Annotated in this window: 14 protein-coding genes; 7 read left to right on the top strand and 7 right to left on the bottom strand. The window is 40.0% G+C overall.

Going from position 1 to position 20,215, the window contains the following annotated elements; translation table 11 throughout:
• Positions 1-112: 112 nt before the first annotated feature.
• The 3 genes from ACE1ET_RS17100 (at position 113) to ACE1ET_RS17090 (ending at position 3,993) form a co-directional block, all read left to right on the top strand.
• On the top strand, positions 113-1,738 hold the full coding sequence (locus ACE1ET_RS17100; protein WP_375729644.1) for a hypothetical protein: 1,626 nt from the start codon (positions 113-115) through the stop codon (positions 1,736-1,738).
• A gap of 27 nt (positions 1,739-1,765) precedes the next feature.
• A complete protein-coding gene (locus ACE1ET_RS17095) occupies positions 1,766-3,304 on the top strand; it encodes a hypothetical protein (protein WP_375729643.1) in 1,539 nt (512 codons plus the stop codon).
• Between the two features lie 86 nt (positions 3,305-3,390).
• Positions 3,391-3,993: a thiamine phosphate synthase gene (locus ACE1ET_RS17090; RefSeq protein ID WP_375729642.1), complete on the top strand. Its 603-nt coding sequence runs from the start codon at positions 3,391-3,393 to the stop codon at positions 3,991-3,993.
• Positions 3,994-4,046: 53 nt separating this feature from the next.
• Here the strand turns inward: ACE1ET_RS17090 and ald are convergent, their stop codons facing one another.
• The 3 genes from ald to pyrE all read right to left on the bottom strand — a co-directional run bounded on the left by ald (position 4,047) and on the right by pyrE (position 6,380).
• Positions 4,047-5,162 (bottom strand): alanine dehydrogenase, encoded by a 1,116-nt coding sequence (gene ald, locus ACE1ET_RS17085; RefSeq protein WP_375729641.1) that lies wholly within the window; start codon positions 5,160-5,162, stop codon positions 4,047-4,049.
• Between the two features lie 160 nt (positions 5,163-5,322).
• Positions 5,323-5,739 (bottom strand): SRPBCC family protein, encoded by a 417-nt coding sequence (locus tag ACE1ET_RS17080; protein ID WP_375729640.1) that lies wholly within the window; start codon positions 5,737-5,739, stop codon positions 5,323-5,325.
• 5 nt (positions 5,740-5,744) lie between these two features.
• Positions 5,745-6,380 carry an orotate phosphoribosyltransferase gene (pyrE, locus tag ACE1ET_RS17075; RefSeq protein ID WP_375729639.1) on the bottom strand — a complete coding sequence of 212 codons (636 nt, stop codon included), beginning with the start codon at positions 6,378-6,380 and terminating at the stop codon, positions 5,745-5,747.
• Between the two features lie 201 nt (positions 6,381-6,581).
• Here pyrE and ppk1 point away from each other — a divergent pair, with 201 nt between their 5' ends.
• Positions 6,582-8,669, top strand: coding sequence for a polyphosphate kinase 1 (gene ppk1 / locus ACE1ET_RS17070; RefSeq protein ID WP_375729638.1), 2,088 nt, complete (start codon positions 6,582-6,584; stop codon positions 8,667-8,669).
• 1 nt (position 8,670) lies between these two features.
• On the opposite strand, the gene ACE1ET_RS17065 is transcribed toward ppk1, so the two are convergent.
• Entirely contained in the window at positions 8,671-9,324 is a 654-nt protein-coding gene (locus ACE1ET_RS17065; RefSeq protein WP_375729637.1) for a DUF2461 domain-containing protein, read from the bottom strand.
• Positions 9,325-9,484: 160 nt separating this feature from the next.
• Here ACE1ET_RS17065 and asnS point away from each other — a divergent pair, with 160 nt between their 5' ends.
• On the top strand, positions 9,485-10,924 hold the full coding sequence (gene asnS / locus ACE1ET_RS17060) for an asparagine--tRNA ligase (protein WP_375729636.1): 1,440 nt from the start codon (positions 9,485-9,487) through the stop codon (positions 10,922-10,924).
• A gap of 125 nt (positions 10,925-11,049) precedes the next feature.
• Positions 11,050-12,252, top strand: a complete 1,203-nt coding sequence (locus tag ACE1ET_RS17055; RefSeq protein ID WP_375729635.1) for a uracil-xanthine permease family protein — start codon at positions 11,050-11,052, stop codon at positions 12,250-12,252.
• Between the two features lie 78 nt (positions 12,253-12,330).
• On the opposite strand, the gene ACE1ET_RS17050 is transcribed toward ACE1ET_RS17055, so the two are convergent.
• Positions 12,331-12,615 (bottom strand): Dabb family protein, encoded by a 285-nt coding sequence (locus ACE1ET_RS17050; protein WP_375729634.1) that lies wholly within the window; start codon positions 12,613-12,615, stop codon positions 12,331-12,333.
• A gap of 159 nt (positions 12,616-12,774) precedes the next feature.
• On the opposite strand from ACE1ET_RS17050, the gene ACE1ET_RS17045 reads away from it, so the two are divergent.
• Positions 12,775-15,042 carry a sensor histidine kinase gene (locus ACE1ET_RS17045; protein WP_375729633.1) on the top strand — a complete coding sequence of 756 codons (2,268 nt, stop codon included), beginning with the start codon at positions 12,775-12,777 and terminating at the stop codon, positions 15,040-15,042.
• Positions 15,043-15,044: 2 nt separating this feature from the next.
• On the opposite strand, the gene ACE1ET_RS17040 is transcribed toward ACE1ET_RS17045, so the two are convergent.
• On the bottom strand, positions 15,045-16,661 hold the full coding sequence (locus ACE1ET_RS17040) for a M20/M25/M40 family metallo-hydrolase (RefSeq protein ID WP_375729632.1): 1,617 nt from the start codon (positions 16,659-16,661) through the stop codon (positions 15,045-15,047).
• A gap of 165 nt (positions 16,662-16,826) precedes the next feature.
• Positions 16,827-20,063: a carbamoyl-phosphate synthase (glutamine-hydrolyzing) large subunit gene (gene carB, locus ACE1ET_RS17035; protein WP_375729631.1), complete on the bottom strand. Its 3,237-nt coding sequence runs from the start codon at positions 20,061-20,063 to the stop codon at positions 16,827-16,829.
• Positions 20,064-20,215 lie beyond the last annotated feature (152 nt).

Here is a 20,215-nt window from a genome sequence, read left to right as displayed (position 1 = left end):
ATTCAATTTGGGAAATGAACTTACCGTTATTACATTATTTAGTTATGCCATGCATTTTAACAGTTTATGGCACACTAATTGCTTAAGTTTATAAAAATTAATGGAGGTTACTATGAAAACCAGGACTTTTTTATACGGCGCACTTTTAATGTTGCTTTCTTCTTGCGGAGTTGGTTATATGTCATCTGGTTATTATGACGATATATATTATACCCCTTCCGACAATACTCCGGCAATTAGTGCAAAACTTTCCGATGCTCCTGCTGCAAGCAAAGAGCAGATGAAAGAGGAACGAAAAGAATACAATCAAATGACAGCTCAAAAAGCAAAAACGATTGATGAGTATGAGCGGGCTACCGAAGGTGTTGATTTCGCCCGGGTAGAAAATGATTACATGAACATTATCAATGATGATAACATCACAGATATTGATACCATCGTATATTACAATGACGAAACCGGATATTATCTGAATGGGTTTAACGGAAACAGGTCAGATTATTACTATGCCCAGAGAATACACCAATTTCATGGTCCACGGGCAGCCATAGCTACATGGGATCCGTATTATTCCGATATTTATTTCCTTGATCCATTTAACTGGAATGTCTACATGGACGGTAATTATGCATGGGTAACTCCAACATGGACAAATCCGATATATAACAATTACTATTACGGATACAGCCCTTACGGATATAATTACTGGAATTATGGTTATTATAGTCCCTGGAATTGGGGATACGGTGGTTATTACAGTCCATATTATTCCTGGGGATATTACAGCCCATGGCATTATGGAGGATATTACGGAGGATACTACAATCCGTATTATTACGGAAGCTGGTATGGTTACGGAGGGTATTATGGACATCATCACTGGTATAATGATCATTACTATGCCTCAAAAGACAAACGTTATGAGCCAAGACGGTCAGGTTACGGCAGAACTCCGGTAAGAACAACCGCAGGTTCTTCAGCAGTTACTTCAGGCAGAACCATAAGCAGTTCAAGCAGAACAAGTGACAGGATTGTTGAATCACGTACAGCAAATACGGCTACCAGATCTGATATTAATGCTCGCGTAAGTTCTTCAGGAAGGGCTTCGTCAGCCAGGTCAACTTCAACAACTGCTAAAACAGTGAATACGCGTCCGACTATAACTACCGGTTCAGGCCGAACAACAACAAGTTCATCTGCAAGAACATCGGGTACTGCTGCAAGAAATGTTACACCAACAGTAAGAAGTTCTTCAACAACTACCAGAAGTGCAGTGACGACACGACCTGCTACTACCAGCACCAGATCCTCAAATGCAAGGGTGACAACAACTACAAGGTCGGCAGCTGCTAATAATAATGCAACTGTAAGAACTTACAGGCCTACATACAGTAAACCGCAGACCAGTAGTTCGCGATCTACATATAATACAACCTCAAGGTCAGGATCTTCTTACTCAAGACCTTCCACTACTTACAAATCAAGTAGTAGTTCGTCAGGAAGTGTACGGAGTTATAGCCCTTCGTCAAAGAGCAGCTCTTCAGGTTACAGGTCGTCTTCATCAAGAAGTTATACCCCAAGCTATTCAGGTAGTTCTTCTTCTGGTAGCTACAGATCCTCGGGAAGTAGTTCTTCCGGAAGTTCCTATTCAGGAAGCAGGTCATCAGGATCCTCTTCCTCATCCAGATCATCTTCAGGTGGATCTTCAGGTAGAAGCAGTTCTTCTTCAAGACGATAAATTATTCACGCATTAAAGTAATCGATCATGAAAAAATTAATAGTAGCAAGTATTGCAGTCATTATGTCTGCAACAGGCATAGCTCAGACCCTGAACGATGCATACAATTTATCATCAGTTACGTATGGAAGTACGGCTAGATCGGCAGCTATGGGTGGTGCGTTCGGCGCTCTGGGAGCTGATTTCTCATCTATTTCTATAAACCCGGCCGGGCTGGGAGTATATCGGGGAGGAGAGTTTACATTTACACCTAATCTATATCTTAATTCATCCAGTTCTGATTATCTCGGAACAGTTTCACAGGATAAAAAGGTAGGGCTGAATTTTAGTAATCTGGGATTGGTGTTTGCCACTCCAACATTAAAAGATCAGGGTGTTCTTTCAGTTAATTTTGGTATAGGTTATAACAGGTTGAAGGACTTTCACCGTGTGACTTATACTCAGGGGAACAATTCAGATGTGAGCCAGTTAAAATACTATGCTCAGGATCTCGCAGATTATGGCGAGGATAACTCATTATGGCCTAGCTATTTGGCCTATCAGGGATGGTTAGTCGATAAATATACTGATAACACTAATCAGACAGTATATGAGCCAATACTCTTAAGTGATACGAAAGTAGATCAGACACAAAGTATTTTTGAAAAGGGTAAACTTGATGAATGGACGTTTGCCATGGCTTTGAATCTGGACCACAAAATTTATATTGGAGCTTCACTGGGAGTGAGAGATGTGTATTACAGAAAAGAATTGATGTATAAAGAATTATTTGGAGTAACTCCTGGCGGTTCATATTCTCAATGGGACGAGACAACACAGAGTTATATTTTCTACGATAATGGCGGATATGTCAGCAATGATTATTTAACTACCACGGGTTACGGTTTTAATGCAAAGTTAGGGATCATCGTAAAGCCGGTTGATGCACTTCGTTTAGGCCTTTCTATTCATACACCAACTTATTATTTGCTGGAGGATAATTATTCGTATTCCCTGGATCCGGATATTCTTTATCCGCAAGGCTCAAACGATGTTAGGCCGGATGTACAGTCTTCAGGTGATTTGCAATATAAATATGCGGTTTATTCCTCCCCTTTGAATATGGAATTATCAATGGCGTATGTCTTCGGTAAATTTGGTGTATTCAGTCTGGATTATGGAATCTCCAGTTACAATGGTATGACAATCAATGAAAGAGGTTCAAGCACCGGGACGTTTTTAGCAACGAATCAAATGATATCGGATGTAATGAGTACCGGTTCTTCGCTCAGGGCAGGTATAGAGTTAAAAGCATCACCAAACTTCAGCGTGAGAGGAGGGCTTGCTCATTATTCGTCGCCATTCAATACTAAAGCTAATGATTATTCCTTTAACAAACCTGGTGCACTGAATCAGTTCTCTGCAGGATTTGGCTACAGGGACAATGACTTCTTTATTGACTTTGCATATGTTCTTAAAAGTCAGAATGTTGAATCCAGTCTTTTTATTCTTGATAATTCACAGCCTACGGCTATGACAACATACAACTCAAACAATGTCATGATGACGGTAGGATTCAGGTTTTAATTAATAATAAATAATAATCGATAAAAAGCCCCGGAAGGGGCTTTTTTATTTTAAATGGGTTGTATTTTTGTGAAAAACAATGTCGCATGGAATACATGTTCGCAACAGGACAACACAGTTTTCTGATGCCTTCTGAACAGATTGAGGAGCTTGAAGGTGCTGTGTTTAATTCATTCTGCTTTGTTGAACCGGACTTTTCGGAAGAACATATTGAGCTTGAGGCATGGAAGTGCCGATGGGCGACTAACATGTTGAATGCTTCTCTTTATGTGCAAAGTAATTTTGAACTGGCAAAACTTATAAATGCTGATGGAATAATATTGAAGAGGAATGATTTGCCGCCTGAGTTGGTACGTTCAAAAATAGGGACAGAAAAAAGGATTGGTGGCATGGCCGGGAACTTTGAAGACGCAGTTAATTTCATGATAGAGGGTGTCGATTTCATGATGCTGGGTCCCGTTAAATCAGTTTCGGATAAACGTGAAATTGGATTCGACAGACTTGAAACAATCTTGGGAATGCTGAAAGATAATAATATGAACATCCCTTTATGGGTTTTTGGAGGTATTTTGCCGGAAGATATTGAAAGGCTTGAGAAGATGGGAATACGTGGTGTTTCGGTATCGTCTTATATACTTACAGAAGATGAAATTGATGTGAAAGCCCGGGAGTATAATAAAAAAGGCTGAACCTTTAATCCGGTTCAACCTTTTTGTATAAATAGATCAGAACAATATTAGAGTCATCCTAAAATTTCATCAGTGGACTTGAGGGGAAGATTAAAAGCCTCAGAAACTCCCTGGTATACAATATCTCCCTTTACAATGTTTAATCCTTTTTTAAGTTCCGAATTCTCTTTGCAGGCTTCTATCCAGCCTTTGTTTGCCAGCTGCAAAGCATAAGGCAAGGTAGCATTGGTAAGCGCCATCGTTGAAGTTACAGGAACTGCTCCCGGCATATTGGCTACACAATAATGAACCACATCATCAATAACAAATACCGGATTTTCGTGTGTGGTTGGCTTTGTGGTTTCAAAACATCCACCCTGATCCACTGCTACATCCACCATTACTGTGCCAGGTCGCATTTCTTTCAGCATATCTTTTGTGATAAGCCGTGGTGCTTTCGCACCAGGAATCAGCACGGCTCCAATAATTAAGTCATTAACTTTTACCGCATCGCGAACACGGATAGCATTGGCAGCAACAGTTTTAACGTTGGCAGGCATAACATCGGCCAGATATCTCAGACGATCCAGACTAACATCCATAATGGTCACGTCAGCCCCCAGTCCTGCTGCCATTTTTGCCGCCTGTGTCCCAACCACACCGCCACCAATTACAAGTACTCTGGCAGGTGGAACTCCAGGAACACCACCAAGCAGCAGTCCTCTGCCGTTAAAGGTTTTTTCCATGTATTTAGCTCCTTCCTGCGTAGCCATTCTACCTGCTACTTCAGACATTGGAATGAGTAAGGGGAGTTTACGATCTTTAGTTTCCACGGTTTCGTAAGCAAGACATATAGCCTTTCTTTCGATCATTGCCCGGGTGAGTTCTTCGCTCGATGCAAAATGGAAATATGTAAATAGTAACTGGTTTTCTTTTATTAAAGGGTACTCCAGGGCTATTGGTTCTTTTACCTTTATGATCATGTCGGCAATACCATATACTTCTTCAATAGTCGGAAGTAAATTGGCTCCGGCTTCCTGGTAATCGCTGTCCATAAACCCACTGCCTTCTCCTGCAGATGTCTGTACATAGACAGTATGTCCTGCTTTCACAAGATCCAAAACTCCACCCGGCGTAAGGGCAACCCTGTTCTCATTCGTTTTTATTTCTTTTGGAACACCTACAATCATTTCTTCTGTGTTTTAGTAAATTTCAAATCAAAATAACAAAAGAGCTTGAGTGTAAAATATGAAATTTATCATCGTAAAGTAATGATTATTCGCAGGTTTAGGGCTTGAATAAAACCGTCGTGATTTGGATGTAAAGTACACAGGTTATCCAAATCTGAACCTATGCACTGAAATCATACGTAGCGATGGCATCCGCTAATCTGTCAAGAAATGTTTTTATATGCTTGCCGATCATCATTTTTACAACGGCACTCATTTCTGCTTTCAGGGTAAGCTTTACTTTGGTGTCGTTCTCTTTTACTTCTTTAAGCTGAATCCAGAGATTAAATGTGATAGGGGAGGAAACTGATTCAAACTTGATGGTTTTAAATGGTTCTTTATCTATAATCCTTAGTCCAAGTACACCTGCGTTTTCAACTTTAAAAAATACGGCATCCTCTTCAATATGGTCAAGCTGAACCTGATCTTCAGGCAACCGGTCAAGATGTTTTTTTATGTTGGTTAAATCAGAAAGCACCCCGAAGGCTTGTTCTTGGGGTGCTGATATTGTTTTAATTTCACTTTCGAATTTTACCATGTTGGTTAGGCCGGGTTCCAGTTTGAAGGATCTTTACGCCATTCCTTCAAGGTGTTAATATTGTTTTTCGAAATATATTTTGTTGCTAAAGCTACCTCTATCAATGTGTCATAATCACTTAAGGTAGTCAGCTCCACACCGGCTTCTTTAAATGCCTCAACGGCAACCTGAAAACCATAAGTGAATATGGCCATCATGCCAACTACTTCGCAATTATCATTTTCCACAGCTTTTACAGCAGCCAGACTACTGCCTCCTGTAGAAATAAGATCTTCAATAACAACTACTTTCATGCCTGGTTTAAGATCCCCTTCAATCAGGTTTTCAAGGCCGTGATCCTTTCTTGATGAACGGATATAAACAAAAGGCAGTCCCAGTTCTTCAGCAACCATTGCGCCCTGAGCAATAGCTCCGGTAGCAACACCTGCGATCGCATCTACATGATGATATTTTTCAAGTATCAGGCGTGCCAGCTGTATTTTTATGTAGTTTCTTATATCAGGATATGACAATGTTTTTCTGTTGTCACAGTATATTGGGGATTCCCACCCGGATGCCCAGATAAACGGGTTGGTGGGCTGTAATTTGATCGCTTTAATTTCGAGGAGCTTCTCAGCTACCTGACGTTTTAACTTATCCATTATTGACTTATTTATTTAAGCCGCAAATTTAATGTAAAATTGTAAGCATGAAAAATTGAAGTTATATAATATTCAACCGAATTTGATTTATTGGTAATTGGTTTAAGTAAAAGCGGTAAAATCCCGGTTATACCGTCATAAATTTTTATATTTGGATATCGGATGTATTAATTAACCGCAGAAAGTTTTATCCTGATGTATATGGAAACAAGTTACAGCTATTTTAACAGGGATCTGAGTTGGTTGCATTTTAATCACAGGGTTCTGAATGAAGCCAGGGATAAATCTTTGCCTTTGTATGAGCGGATAAAATTCCTTGCGATCTATTCCAATAATCTGGAGGAGTTTTATCGTGTAAGGTTAAGCTATTACAGAAATCTGATAAGGGAATTGCCCGAAGATGATGATAAATTTCAGCGGGTACAACCAATAAAATTAATCGATGAAATAAACGGACTTGTTAGTCAGCATCAGGCTGAGTTTAGCGAGATTTTCAATAATGAAATTCTTCCGGAACTTCGCAACAACAGAATTTTTCTGCTTAGAAGAAAAGATAAACTCAATAAGTCACAACAGGCCTTTTGCAAACAGGTTTTTGTTAGTAACGTTCTCCCGTCATTACAGCCTGTTTTGCTTAAAAAACGCCGGGTTAAACCTTTTCTGAAGACCGGTCAGGTATATGTATGTATTAAATTTTACAGAACAGGTATTCCTACATGGTTACAACGTGCGGTTTATGGCATTGTTAAGATTCCAACAGATCATGATGTGGCCCGGTTCATTGAATTGCCGGAGGAAAAGGGGAATTACTACATCATGTTCCTGGAAGATCTGGTTATGCGTAATATAAAGTCCATTTTCCCTGGTTATACGGTTAGCGACTGGTATAATATTAAGGTTACACGCGATGCAGATCTGGAATATGACGATTATGTTGGAGAGGACCTGATTGATGTAATTGAACGCATTGGCAGTGCACGGGAACTGGGACATCCAAACAGGTTTCAGTTTGATTATAAAATGCCGGCAGGAATGATTGAATTTCTGAAGGCAACTTTTAATCTGGAAGACAGAGATCTGGTCAAAGGGGGCGCCATTCACAATTTCAGGGACTTTTTTAATTTTCCTAACCCGATGGCTCCACGTCTGGAAAATGAAAAAATTATTCCTCTAAGGGTGAAGGAGCTTGATGATGTGGATTCACTGATTAATGAGTTCACTAAAAAAGAATACATGCTGCATTTTCCATATCAAACGTATAACTATTTTATCCGTTATCTGCAGGAAGCCGCGAATGATCCGAATGTGTCTGAGATAAAGGCCACGCAATACCGTGTTGCTGCCAATTCAGCGGTGGTTGATGCGTTGATAACTGCAGCAGAAAACGGCAAAAAAGTAACTGTTTTTGTTGAGCTTAAGGCACGTTTTGATGAGGAGGCGAACCTTCGGCATGCCCGGGATATGAAACAGGCCGGAATAAAAATTATTTACAGCATTCCTGGCTTAAAGGTTCATGCAAAGGTTGCACTGGTTATCCGACAGAAAAGTGACGGGACCGATCAAAGTGTTGCGTACATGGCCACAGGGAATTTTAATGAAAGAACGGCCCGTCTATATTGCGATCATGGATTCTTTACATCGGAGAAGAAAATAATTGATGAGCTGAAATCGATGTTTATATATTTGGAAGATCAGCGGTTAAGACCACATTTTAAACATATTCTGGTTCCAAATTTTAATATGGTAGAACGTTTCTCTGAGCTGATAGACCAGGAGATTGAGCATGTGAAAAACGGTGGAGAGGGTTATATCTGTCTTAAGATGAACGGCCTGGAAGACCCGGCGATGGTGGATATGCTGTACAGGGCCAGCGAGCATGGTGTAAAGATAGATATCATAGTTCGTGGAATTTGTATTTTGGTTCCGAATCAGAAGTACAGTAAAAATATAAGGTTGATCCGGATCATAGACAGGTTTCTTGAGCACGATCGTGTGTTTGTGTTCGGAAATAACGGGAAGGAAATTGTATATACCGGTTCGGCAGACTGGATGCGGCGTAACCTTTACCGACGTATCGAATGCGTTTTTCCTGTTACCAACAAAAAAATCAAAAAAGAACTTATCGATCTTTTGAATATTGAGCTTAATGACAATGTTAAAGCCCGTTTAATTGGCGATGACATGCTAAATAAACGCATCAAGCGTAGTGGCCAGGCAATCCGTTCTCAGGTTGAAATATATAATTACCTGAAACAAAAAGAGGACGCTAAAAAGCTTGATAAAGAGTAGGTCAGGACTTTAGTACATCGTTAAGAAATCGGTTCAACGGATAAAGTGTGGTATAAGTTTTTCTGCATTCGTCGAGTAAATCAGGGCTTTCAAGAATTGCAGGATCAAGCTGACGCATTCCGACGTACGATTTTTTCCGGATCAGATCAATATGTTCCCATTCCTTGTCGAAACCTTTAGGCGCAGTCTTTAGTTCGTCACCCCAAACTTCACCAAACATATCTTTAAAAGCTTTATTATTCGTGATATCCAGGTAATCCTCCGGTGATTGATAAATGGCTTCCCGGATTGCTTTCAGCTCCGGTGCCTGCGGCATGTAACATCCACCACCTATAAAACAATTATCAGGTTCCATATGAAAATAGTAGCCTGCATAGATGCTTTTTCTTCCTCCCGGGGACATATAGGTCCCAAAATTGGTTTTATAGGGCGATTTATCAGCACTGAATCTGACATCTCTGAAAATTCTGAATACACATGATTTGGGATCCAGTAGCGGAATCTCCGGATCAATTGTTCTCAACTCATTTATAAGAAGTTCAGTAAATGCAATAAAGGTTTTTTTAGCCTCGTCATATCTTTTACGGTTGCCGTTAAACCATTCCCTGTTGTTATTTTGTTTCAGATCTGACAGAAATTCAAGAATTTGTTTCATTTTGGTGCCTTTTAATTAGTGTTATTCGTGAATCGTTTAGCAAAGTGAAGCAAGAGCCTAAAATAATAAACCAGACTGTATTTTTTTGGTTCATTTTACTATCTTTGTGGCTTCATTTTTAGCACTATAAATTAAGAACTAATTTCGGAAAACAGAGAAGATGAGACGCACAAAAATTAAAGATCTGCTTAAATTTGATACGTTAGGAGGAGAAGTAAATGTAAAAGGTTGGGTAAGAACCAAAAGAGGTAATAAACAGGTTAATTTTATTGCCCTGAATGATGGTTCTTCCATTAATAATTTACAGGTGGTTGTGGATGTTGCCAATTTTTCCGAAGAGGTATTAAAAAAGGTTACTACCGGTGCAGCTGTTTCTATAAACGGAACCGTTACCGAATCGCAGGGTAGTGGTCAAAAGGTGGAGTTGCTGGCAAACGAACTGGAAGTTTTAGGTGGAGCTGATCCGGATAAATACCCGCTACAACCCAAAAAGCACTCTCTTGAGTTTTTGCGCGAAATAGCACATTTAAGGTTCAGGACAAATACCTTTGGTGCTATTACCCGTGTGCGTCATGCCATGATTTTTGCAGTACATAATTTCTTTACTGAAAAAGGTTTTGTAAACGTGCATACACCTATTATAACTGCTTCCGATGCGGAAGGAGCTGGTGAAATGTTTCGCGTAAGTACATTTGATCCTAAAAATGTTCCATTAAACGAAGAAGGTGATATAGACTGGAAAAAGGACTTTTTTGGGCGTGAAACAAGTCTGACTGTTTCTGGTCAGCTTGAAGGCGAGCTTGCCGCCATGGCAATGGGGGAAATTTATACATTCGGCCCAACATTCAGAGCTGAAAACTCTAATACTTCGCGCCACTTGTCTGAGTTCTGGATGATAGAACCAGAGATGGCATTCTATGACATTCATGATAATATGGATCTGGCCGAAGAATTTTTGAAATACCTGTTAAAATATGCGCTGGATAATTGCCGTGAAGATCTGGAGTTCCTGAGTAACCGCCAGCTGGATGAAGAAAAAAACAAACCGCAGAACGAGCGTAGCATTGAACTGATTGAAAAGCTCGAATTTGTACTGGCTAATGATTTTGAACGTTTAACATATTCTGAAGCCATTGATATCCTGATGAATTCCAAGCCACAGAAAAAGGGCCAGTTTAATTATCCTGTTAATGGTTTTGGAACTGATTTACAGAGTGAACACGAACGTTACCTTGTAGAAAAGCATTTTAAGAAACCGGTAATTTTGACTGATTATCCAAAAGATATCAAGGCATTTTATATGAAACAGAACGACGATGGCAAAACAGTTCGTGCCATGGATATTCTGTTCCCGGGAATCGGAGAAATTGTTGGCGGTTCACAAAGAGAAGAAAACCTTGAAAAATTACATGAGCGAATTAACGAACTGAATATGTCTGTAAAAGAATTATGGTGGTACCTTGATACCCGCAGATATGGTTCGGCAGTTCACAGTGGTTTTGGCCTGGGATTTGAGCGACTCATGTTGTTCGTTACAGGCATGGGTAATATTCGCGATGTTATACCGTTCCCACGCGCGCCAAAAACAGCTGAGTTTTAGATTGTAGCAGTACATTATCATCTTATCTGAATAATGTAAAAAACTGGTTAATAATTACATCCTTTAATAAATGTTAATAGACCTTTATATGATTATATTAGGCCTTTGAAAAATAACTTTTAAGGATGGAAAATAATCAAATCACTAATCTTTCACCCGCTAAGATGACCATTGTGGGTGTACAATTTTTATTTGTTGCGTTTGGGGCTACTGTGCTTGTCCCTCTCTTAGTAGGTATCGATCCGGCAGTTGCCTTATTCACGGCCGGTGCTGGTACATTAATCTTTCACCTGATTACCAAAGGAATGGTTCCGGTGTTTTTGGGGAGTAGCTTCGCGTTTATTGCGCCGATATTGAAAGCAACAGAACTTTACGGATTACCCGGAGCATTGTCGGGTCTTATTGCAGTTGGTTTAGTTTATGGTATTGTGTCCCTGCTGATTAAGTGGCGGGGGATTAAGTTTGTGGAGCGATTGTTTCCACCAATTGTTGTCGGTCCTGTCATAATGGTTATCGGTCTGTCTCTTGCTTCAGCCGGTGTGGACATGGCCAAAACAAACTGGGTTCTTGCTGTAGTTTCACTATTATCTGCAATTGCTGTAGTAACATTTGCCAAAGGCGTACTAAAGCTTATCCCTGTATTTGTTGGTATTATTGTTGGCTATCTTGTTGCTGTTTTTTTGGGAGAGGTAGATTTTTCTGCACTTTCAACAGCGTCCTGGTTTCAGCTGCCTGAATTTACAAAGCCTGAATTCAGCTGGCATGCAATCCTGTTTATGCTACCTGTTGCCATAGCTCCTATTATCGAGCATATTGGAGATATGTACACCATTAGCAATGTTGCAGGTAAGAATTTCGTGGAAAAACCCGGTTTGAACCGGACTTTACTGGGTGATGGTATTGCAACGGCTTTTGCAGGGTTCTTCGGCGGACCGCCCAATACAACATATTCGGAAGTAACAGGAGCTATCAGCCTTACTAAAGTGACAAATCCAAGAGTGTTGCAGATAGCCGCAGTAACAGGAATAGTATTTTCTGTGATAGGTAAAATCAGTGGTTTTCTTAAAACAATACCACAATCAGTATTAGGTGGTATTATGGTGCTGTTGTTTGGTATGATTGCCAGTGTGGGTATCAAATCTCTTATTGATTCCAAAACAGATATGAACAAGACAAGGAATCAGGTAATCGTTTCAGTTATTCTGACAATAGGAATTGGGGGTGCTGTAATGAGTTGGGGCAGATTTTCACTCTCGGGCATAGGCCTTGCCAGTGTCGTTGGTGTATTGTTAAATCTTGTCCTTCCCAATAAAAAGGAAGAAGATTAAGAAAAGAGCTAATAGAGGTAATGAAAGAATAGAATGTCCTGCAAGGTCAGTTTTTGATATATGCAGGACATTTACTTTTTATATGTAATAATCCACGCAAGCTCTGTCTGCAAGATTTTCACGGATTATTTTTGCTACCTCCAGATGTTTGGGATGGTTGGCATATCTTTCCAGCGCTTCAAAATCCGTTAAAATAACCGTCAGTCCCAGGTGGAATTTCTCATCTGCATTTTCATTTTGTACTGCTTCAATGCTTTGTATCTCAGGAATTTCATTTTTTAGATTTTCCAGTTTAATGATAACATTTTCTATAAAAGCACCGCTAATATCGGCGAATTTAAAAAGGACGATATGCTTGATCATACTTTAATTATTTATTAAGTAATTTGAAAAATAAAGAGATTTATTTTCTGAATTAATATTAAATTATCTAAATTTACGTGAATTGAATTGTAACACAATAAATTTTGGTTTCTAAAGGCTCAAAATTAGCAAAAATGCCTGATAAAATACCTTGTTTCTATGGGAGATCATACACTATCTGATATACTGGGTTTATTCATACCTTCCGGTGTCTGTGTATTGGAGGACGGAGAAGTTGTTTGGTTGAATGATACGGAGAATATTCTACAGCTTACGGATAAAATGCCTGAGAAGCTTTCCGAAATTGTTGCAGATACAGATCATCTTGACAATCTTACGGCACAATTAAATGTACTTAAAAAAGGGAAACAATATCTTTATCCTAAGCCTGTTAAAGTAAATGATGCATCTTGTTATATTAACATAAAAAATCTGGGTGAAGTAAAAGATTATAATCAGGTTTTTGCCATTAATTTCATAAAATACTCACAGAAAAATTCTGGCAGCGTTCCCGAACATTTAATTAAAACTATGGGTTCTGTCAACGTTGATTATTATGTTAAGAATTTAGGCATCCCTTTCAGTTTATTTTATATCATCAGGGATGAAGAATTTAAACCAGTAGATTTAAGGTTTTTATCTGTAAACCAGGCTTATATAGAAATGTCTTCTAAGGCAGAAGAAGAATTGGTAGGTGCAAAGTACAGTGATATATACAGTACTATTGATGAGGATTTCGTTAGTCTGCTTGGAGGTATTTCTCAGGAAAGAGGTGCAACAAAATTCATTGACTTTGAAAAAGGTTTGAAGCGTTATTCTGAAATTAGTGCTTACAGTCCGGTGGACGATATTGTTGGCTGTGTTTATAATGACATTACAGATTTGGTGTTAGCCAACAAAAGTCTTCAGCAGGAAGAAGAATATATTCGAACACTGGTAGAAGTAAATCCGGATATAATTTTCGTTTTTGATAAAGAAGGCGTGTTTAAAGATTGTCATGCCTCTGATATTAGCAAACTTTTCAAGGGAAAAATTGACTTTATTGGTAAAACCATTTATGAAGTTATGTCCCCTGAACTTGCTGAGACCACATTTAAGCATATTTCATCTGTAATTGAAAATAAACGGCTGGAAGAATTTCAGTATGAGCTGGAATTCCCGGACGGTTTACGCTTTTTTGAAGCTAGGATGGTTCCTCACAATATTGATAAGGTGGTATGTATTGTAAGGGACATTACAAGGATGCGCCAGGACCAGAAGGAACTTGAGAAAAGGCGTAATGAAATACTGGAAAACAACCGGTTTTTGACAGAGGTTATGGAAGGTGTTGGATATCCGCTTTGGGTGATTGATGTGCTGAATAACAAGAAACTGATCATAAGGGACCTGAATACACAGTACCAGGAAGTTTTTGGAATTGATACCATTAACATGAAAGGACTTGAGATTGAGGAAAAGCGAAAGTTTTATGATAAGGCTTATGTGGATAATGTGATCTCTCATTATTACAACTGCATCAAAACAAGAAAACCGGAAACCCATGAGAGAGTTTTAATTAGCAAGGAGACGAGAAAGAGGGTTTATCTTCTGGTAACCTTAATGCCAAAGCTGGACGAAAAGGGAAATGTATATCGCATCATAGGTTCTGCCACCGATATTACCGGATTAAAACAAACACAGGATGATCTGATTATGGCCAAGGAAAAAGCCCTGGAAGCCGATAAGCTGAAATCAACCTTTCTGGCAAATATGAGTCATGAGATACGGACGCCATTAAACTCCATAACCGGATTCAGTGAGTTGATACAGGACGAAGACCTGACTCCGGAAGAAAGGCAGGATATGTGCCGGATCATTGAAAAGAACTCTAATCAGTTACTTAAGCTGGTGAATGATATTATTGAAATTTCGAAGATTGAAAGTGAGCAGATTAAGCTTATTTTCAGGAACTTTGATATTAATCACCTGATGAATGAATTGGTGCAGGAAATTGAACTGGATATGTACCGGAAACGCAAGATCTTGCCCTTTAAGGTCAGTAAAGGTACGAAGGAAGGTTTCCTTTTCAGCTCTGATGAATTCCGGATAAAACAGATTTTTCAACATCTGCTGGACAATGCACTAAAGTTTACTTCGGAGGGTGAAATAGAATTCGGTTATGAGGTATTGGAACAATCCAACGAGGTAGAGTTCTTCGTTCGTGATACAGGTATCGGAATTCCGGCTGATAAACAGGATTCCATTTTTGAATTATTCCGTCAGCTGGATGAAAGCAGCACGCGTAAATATGGTGGTACCGGATTGGGACTATCCATTTGTAAGCGCCTGGTTACAGCACTTGAAGGAAAAATGTGGGTTGAATCAAAAGCAAACGAGGGTGCAACCTTCCGGTTCAGACTCAAAAATGTTACAGGGCCAATTGACTAAGCTTATTTAAACACATTTCCATTTGCAATTTCCCAAAGCTGAATATAGGCTGATTTTATGATAAGTTCCATATTGTCGTAGGCAATTGCACTGGTTTCATCCCAGGGTTGATGATAGTCGTTGTGCCAGCCCGCGAGAAAATAACTTACCGGTATTCCTTTCATTGAGAACGATGTGTGATCACTACCGCCTCGAGGCAATGAACGCGGAGAGAAGTTGATCTTAAGTCCAATATCATATGTTTTCAGACCTTCTTCAATGGTGGACTGCAGTGCAGGAACAGACCCGGTGTAAACCATTCTGGCTTTGTGTCTGATGGTATCCCTTTCGTCAAGCCTGCCTATCATATCAAAGTTCATATAATAAAGCACTGAATCGGTGGTAGGATGATCAGCAAAGTACTTAGATCCCAGCAAGCCTTTTTCTTCTGCTGTCCATGCAGCAAAAATCATGTTGTATTTTGGTTTGATCCCACTTTCTTTAAACGCCTCTGCCAGCATCATAACTGCTATGGTTCCTGATCCGTTATCATCAGCCCCGTTGTATATTCTGCCATCGTAAGTTCCCAGGTGGTCGTAATGCGCACCAACAACAACCGACTTTGTTGTGTCTTCCCCTTTGATAACCGCCAGTACGTTTTTTACTTTGATAAGTTCTTCTTCTTTGTTTACAATTAGATTCAAAGTTTTAGGATTTTTGTTTTTAAGTCCGGCTTCAAGGTTGTTGATCCGGAAATTGTAAAATTTGTCCGGTGAGTAATCTGATCCGGCTAACAGTGCACTCCCTGCACGTTTGCTCACTTCAAGTATAACCAGTTTATCTTCTGTTGACTCCGGTATCCGGTATCTGTGTGCGGTCACGCCCCAGGGTTTGTCCCCTTCGTACCATTTGCGGGAACTGTACTTGTAGATGTTGCTTTCCACGATTCCGGGGAAATCTATTGTTGGATTTATAAAAATCACGGCAACAGCACCGTTTGTCTTAGCCACATCAACTTTATCCTGTTCCAGTTCCGATACATTTATATTTTTGCCTGCATTGGTAAAATATTTTGCCAGTTCTGAGTCTTCATCCATGTAACCCGGAAACCCACGAAGTACAACTACAATTTTTCCTTTAACGTCTAATCCCTTGTAAGCATCATAATTCAGTCTGGCGTTTTTAAGGCCGTATCCCACAAAAACAAAGGAATTGTTTAGTGAAAAGGACGATGCATAGCCGGATATCAGATTTAAATCAGTTTTTGCCTGAAATGTCAGACTGGTAGTTTTATCTGTTACAGTTAAGGATCCTTCAAACGTTTTGGGGGATTTGATCAGATCAAATGTCTGGAAATAATCAACATCCTTGTCTTGCTGATACCATAAATTCTGATCCGGATTCAATGCGTCGCCTGGTTCAAGTCCGGCATACATAAACATGGAACGGATGTATTCTGCAGCGGACTCAATTCCTCTCGTGCCAGGTTCCCTGCCTTTTGTCCAGTCAGAAGCCAAAAATTGCAGCTGTGCCTGAATCTTTTGTTGGGTGATGCTGTTGAAGCCTCTGTCGAATACTTCTTCCTGACTAAATAAATTGAATGATATGAAAATCAGAAAGAGAGAAAAGATCTTTTTCATAATACCAAGTTAAATGAGGTATTAAATATACACAATTCTATTGATATTTGTGTTTGACATAGGCTGGAGTATACGCCAAACCTTAGCATAAAAAAGAGACCGGAATAAATCCGGCCTCAGTCCTAAAAACTAATAGTTAATATTGCGATTTCAGGGGCTTCAAATTCATTTATAGTCGTTCCAGCTTTTTATGGCAATATCAGCCTCACTCATTTTACAGAATGCGTAGATAAATGCACTTGCCAGGCGGGCATTTGTAATCAACGGTATGTTGAAGTCAATGGCACTACGGCGAATATAGTAGCCGTTATTAAGCTCACCCTGTGTCAGGTTCTTTGGAATATTAACAACCAGATCAATTTTTTTCTGTTTCAGATATTCCAGTGTATTCGGATGTTTGTCCGGTTCATCAGGCCAGTGCAGGTGTGTTGATTCTACGCCGTTTTCTTCAAAAAAACGATGTGTTCCTGCTGTTGCAAAAATGTTGTACCCTTTTTGTTTCAGCATACGTGCGCTTTCCAGAAGTTCCAGTTTTGAACGTGCCGGTCCCGAAGAAATCAGGATATTCTTTTTAGGAATATTATAGCCTACCGACAACATAGCCTGCAGGATGGCTTCGTAATAGTTTTCCCCGATACAACCAACCTCCCCGGTTGAGGACATGTCAACTCCCAGTACCGGATCAGCCTTTAACAGACGCGTAAACGAGAACTGAGGCGCTTTGATTCCCACATAATCCAGGTCGAAAGCGCTTTTTGATGGTTTTTCAACTTCCTGTCCCAGCATTACTTTGGTTGCCAGTTCAACAAGGTTCACCTTTAATACTTTGGACACGAACGGGAAGCTTCGTGAGGCCCTCAGGTTACATTCAATAACTTTAATATCGTTATCTTTTGCCAGCAACTGCATATTGAACGGCCCTGTTATATCCAGTGCTTTTGCAATGCTGCGCGATATTTTTTTAATCCTGCGAATGGTTTCGATATACAGTTTCTGCGGAGGGAAAACAATGGTTGCATCACCCGAGTGGACACCAGCAAATTCCACATGTTCGGAAATGGCATAGGCGATGACTTCACCATTCTTAGCCACTGCATCAATCTCAATCTCCTTGGCTTGTTCTATAAATTCAGAAACTACAACCGGGTATTGTTTGGATACGTTGGCTGCCAGTGTAAGGAAGTCGGCCAGCTCGTCCCGGTTAGATACAACGTTCATTGCCGCACCTGATAATACATACGAAGGTCTTACCAGAACCGGGAATCCAACTTCGTCCACAAATTTGAATATATCGTCAATGCTGGTCAGCTCTTTCCATCTTGGCTGGTCAATACCCAGTTCATCAAGCATGGCCGAGAACTTCTGGCGGTTTTCGGCATTATCAATCTTAACCGCAGATGTTCCCATTATCGGAACATTTTGGTTGTGAAGCCTCATAGCCAGGTTGTTGGGGATCTGTCCACCCACAGAAACAATCACTCCTTTCGGAACTTCCAGGTCGTAAACATCCAGTACGCGTTCGAATGACAGTTCATCAAAATAGAGCCGGTCACACACGTCGTAGTCGGTACTTACTGTTTCCGGATTGTAGTTAATCATGATGCTTCTGTGACCTTCATCATGAATGGTCTTTATGGCCGTAACACTACACCAGTCGAATTCCACCGAACTACCGATGCGGTATGCCCCGGATCCCAAAACGATGACAGACTGATCATCTTTGTAGAAATCAATATCGTGTGCACTTGCTGAGTAGGTAAGGTACAGGTAATTGGTCTGTGCAGGGTATTCACCTGCCAGAGTATCAATTTGTTTTACGAACGGTGTAATGCCTCTCGATTTTCTGTAATTTCTTACATCAATTTGCTGTTCTGCTATTTTGTTTGCCGGGCTGTTTAAAACTTCTCTGGCCAGCTGGAAATCTGAAAATCCCAGTTGTTTAGCCCGGAGAAGAAGTTCGTCTGAAATATCTTCAATCTTTCTGAACCCGTTCAGTTCTTCCTTCAGATCAGTGATATTCTGAAGCTTCTGCAGGAACCAGTGATCAATTTTTGTTAATGCATGAATTTTTTCGAGACTGTATCCTGCCTGTAATGCTTCTGATATGGCAAAAATACGTTGATCAGTAGGTTCTGATAACTCTTTTTCAACATCATCTGTAAAGAATTTCTGGTTGGAAACAAATCCGTGCATGCCCTGGCCAACCATACGCAAACCTTTCTGAATGGATTCCTCAAAGGTACGGCCAATGGCCATGATTTCACCAACACTCTTCATGCTTGAACCGATCTGTTTTGAGACGCCTGAAAATTTATTCAGGTCCCAGCGCGGAATCTTACAAACAATGTAGTCCAGTGCTGGTTCAAAACATGCAGTTGTTGTTTTGGTCACCGAGTTTTTAAGTTCGTGCAGACCGTAACCCAAGCCAAGTTTGGCAGCCACAAATGCCAGCGGATAACCGGTTGCTTTGGATGCCAGAGCTGAAGAACGGCTCAGTCGGGCATTTACCTCAATCACACGGTAATCTTCAGAATTCGGATCCAATGCATATTGTACGTTACATTCACCTACAATTCCAATGTCACGTATAATTTTTATGGCGATCTCTCTTAATTTATGATATTCACTATTTGTGAGTGTCTGTGAAGGCGCAACAACAATACTTTCGCCTGTATGAATTCCAAGCGGGTCAAAGTTCTCCATGTTACACACTGTGATACAGTTGTCGTACTGGTCGCGTACCACCTCGTATTCAACCTCTTTCCATCCTTTCAGTGATTCTTCCACCAAAACCTGAGGTGAATATGCAAATGCTGTCTGGGTCAGTTTGTAAAGCTCATCATCGTTTTTGCAGAATCCGCTACCCAGACCACCTAATGCATAAGCAGCTCTTACAATAAGCGGATAGCCGATTGTTTTTGCCGCTTCCATCGCTTCTTCCACATTATAACAAGGAATACTGACAGGCGTTTTAATGTCAATTTTTCGAAGGTTATCCGCAAAAATTTTGCGGTCTTCTGTATCAATAATGGCCTGAACCGGAGTTCCAAGAACCCGGACGTTATATTTTTCAAGAGTGCCTGCCTCAAATAGTTTAACACCACAATTAAGTGCAGTCTGACCACCGAAAGCGAGCAGGATCCCATCAGGATTTTCTTTTTTAATAACTTGTTCTACAAAATATGGGGTAACAGGTAGAAAATAGACTTTATCGGCAATATGTTCCGAGGTTTGAACTGTAGCAATATTCGGGTTGACCAAAACTGTGTAAATTCCCTCTTCCCTTAATGCTTTCAACGCTTGAGACCCGGAATAATCAAATTCTCCGGCTTCTCCGATTTTTAGCGCTCCGGATCCAAGAATAACTACTTTTTTGGTTTCCTCTAACAGTTGATTTCCCATGAATGAATTTTGTTTTTTGGATGATAAAATAGCGAGTTCAGAGCCCACTGTTTTTTGAGTTTTTAACGCTTTAAAAAACCTGCCGCAAAAATATAAAAATATTTGCAAAATTGTTGGCTGGTTTTAAAATAAATGAATAATTTTGCATCGAT

It is taken from the genome of Quyinboa mangrovi (assembly GCF_042219825.1).
Taxonomy (GTDB): Bacteria; Bacteroidota; Bacteroidia; order Bacteroidales; family UBA5342; genus JBHJHP01.
This window is presented reverse-complemented; position numbering and strand designations above follow the sequence as displayed.

Excerpts from the sequence above, each read along its gene's own strand:
- ACE1ET_RS17100 (WP_375729644.1), top strand. The coding sequence starts at position 113 with ATGAAAACCAGGACTTTTTTATACGGCGCACTTTTAATGTTGCTTTCT.
- ACE1ET_RS17095 (WP_375729643.1), top strand. The coding sequence starts at position 1,766 with ATGAAAAAATTAATAGTAGCAAGTATTGCAGTCATTATGTCTGCAACA.
- ACE1ET_RS17090 (WP_375729642.1), top strand. The coding sequence starts at position 3,391 with ATGGAATACATGTTCGCAACAGGACAACACAGTTTTCTGATGCCTTCT.
- ald (WP_375729641.1), bottom strand. The coding sequence starts at position 5,162 with ATGATTGTAGGTGTTCCAAAAGAAATAAAAACGAATGAGAACAGGGTT.
- ACE1ET_RS17080 (WP_375729640.1), bottom strand. The coding sequence starts at position 5,739 with ATGGTAAAATTCGAAAGTGAAATTAAAACAATATCAGCACCCCAAGAA.
- pyrE (WP_375729639.1), bottom strand. The coding sequence starts at position 6,380 with ATGGATAAGTTAAAACGTCAGGTAGCTGAGAAGCTCCTCGAAATTAAA.
- ppk1 (WP_375729638.1), top strand. The coding sequence starts at position 6,582 with ATGGAAACAAGTTACAGCTATTTTAACAGGGATCTGAGTTGGTTGCAT.
- ACE1ET_RS17065 (WP_375729637.1), bottom strand. The coding sequence starts at position 9,324 with ATGAAACAAATTCTTGAATTTCTGTCAGATCTGAAACAAAATAACAAC.
- asnS (WP_375729636.1), top strand. The coding sequence starts at position 9,485 with ATGAGACGCACAAAAATTAAAGATCTGCTTAAATTTGATACGTTAGGA.
- ACE1ET_RS17055 (WP_375729635.1), top strand. The coding sequence starts at position 11,050 with ATGGAAAATAATCAAATCACTAATCTTTCACCCGCTAAGATGACCATT.
- ACE1ET_RS17050 (WP_375729634.1), bottom strand. The coding sequence starts at position 12,615 with ATGATCAAGCATATCGTCCTTTTTAAATTCGCCGATATTAGCGGTGCT.
- ACE1ET_RS17045 (WP_375729633.1), top strand. The coding sequence starts at position 12,775 with ATGGGAGATCATACACTATCTGATATACTGGGTTTATTCATACCTTCC.
- ACE1ET_RS17040 (WP_375729632.1), bottom strand. The coding sequence starts at position 16,661 with ATGAAAAAGATCTTTTCTCTCTTTCTGATTTTCATATCATTCAATTTA.
- carB (WP_375729631.1), bottom strand. The coding sequence starts at position 20,063 with ATGGGAAATCAACTGTTAGAGGAAACCAAAAAAGTAGTTATTCTTGGA.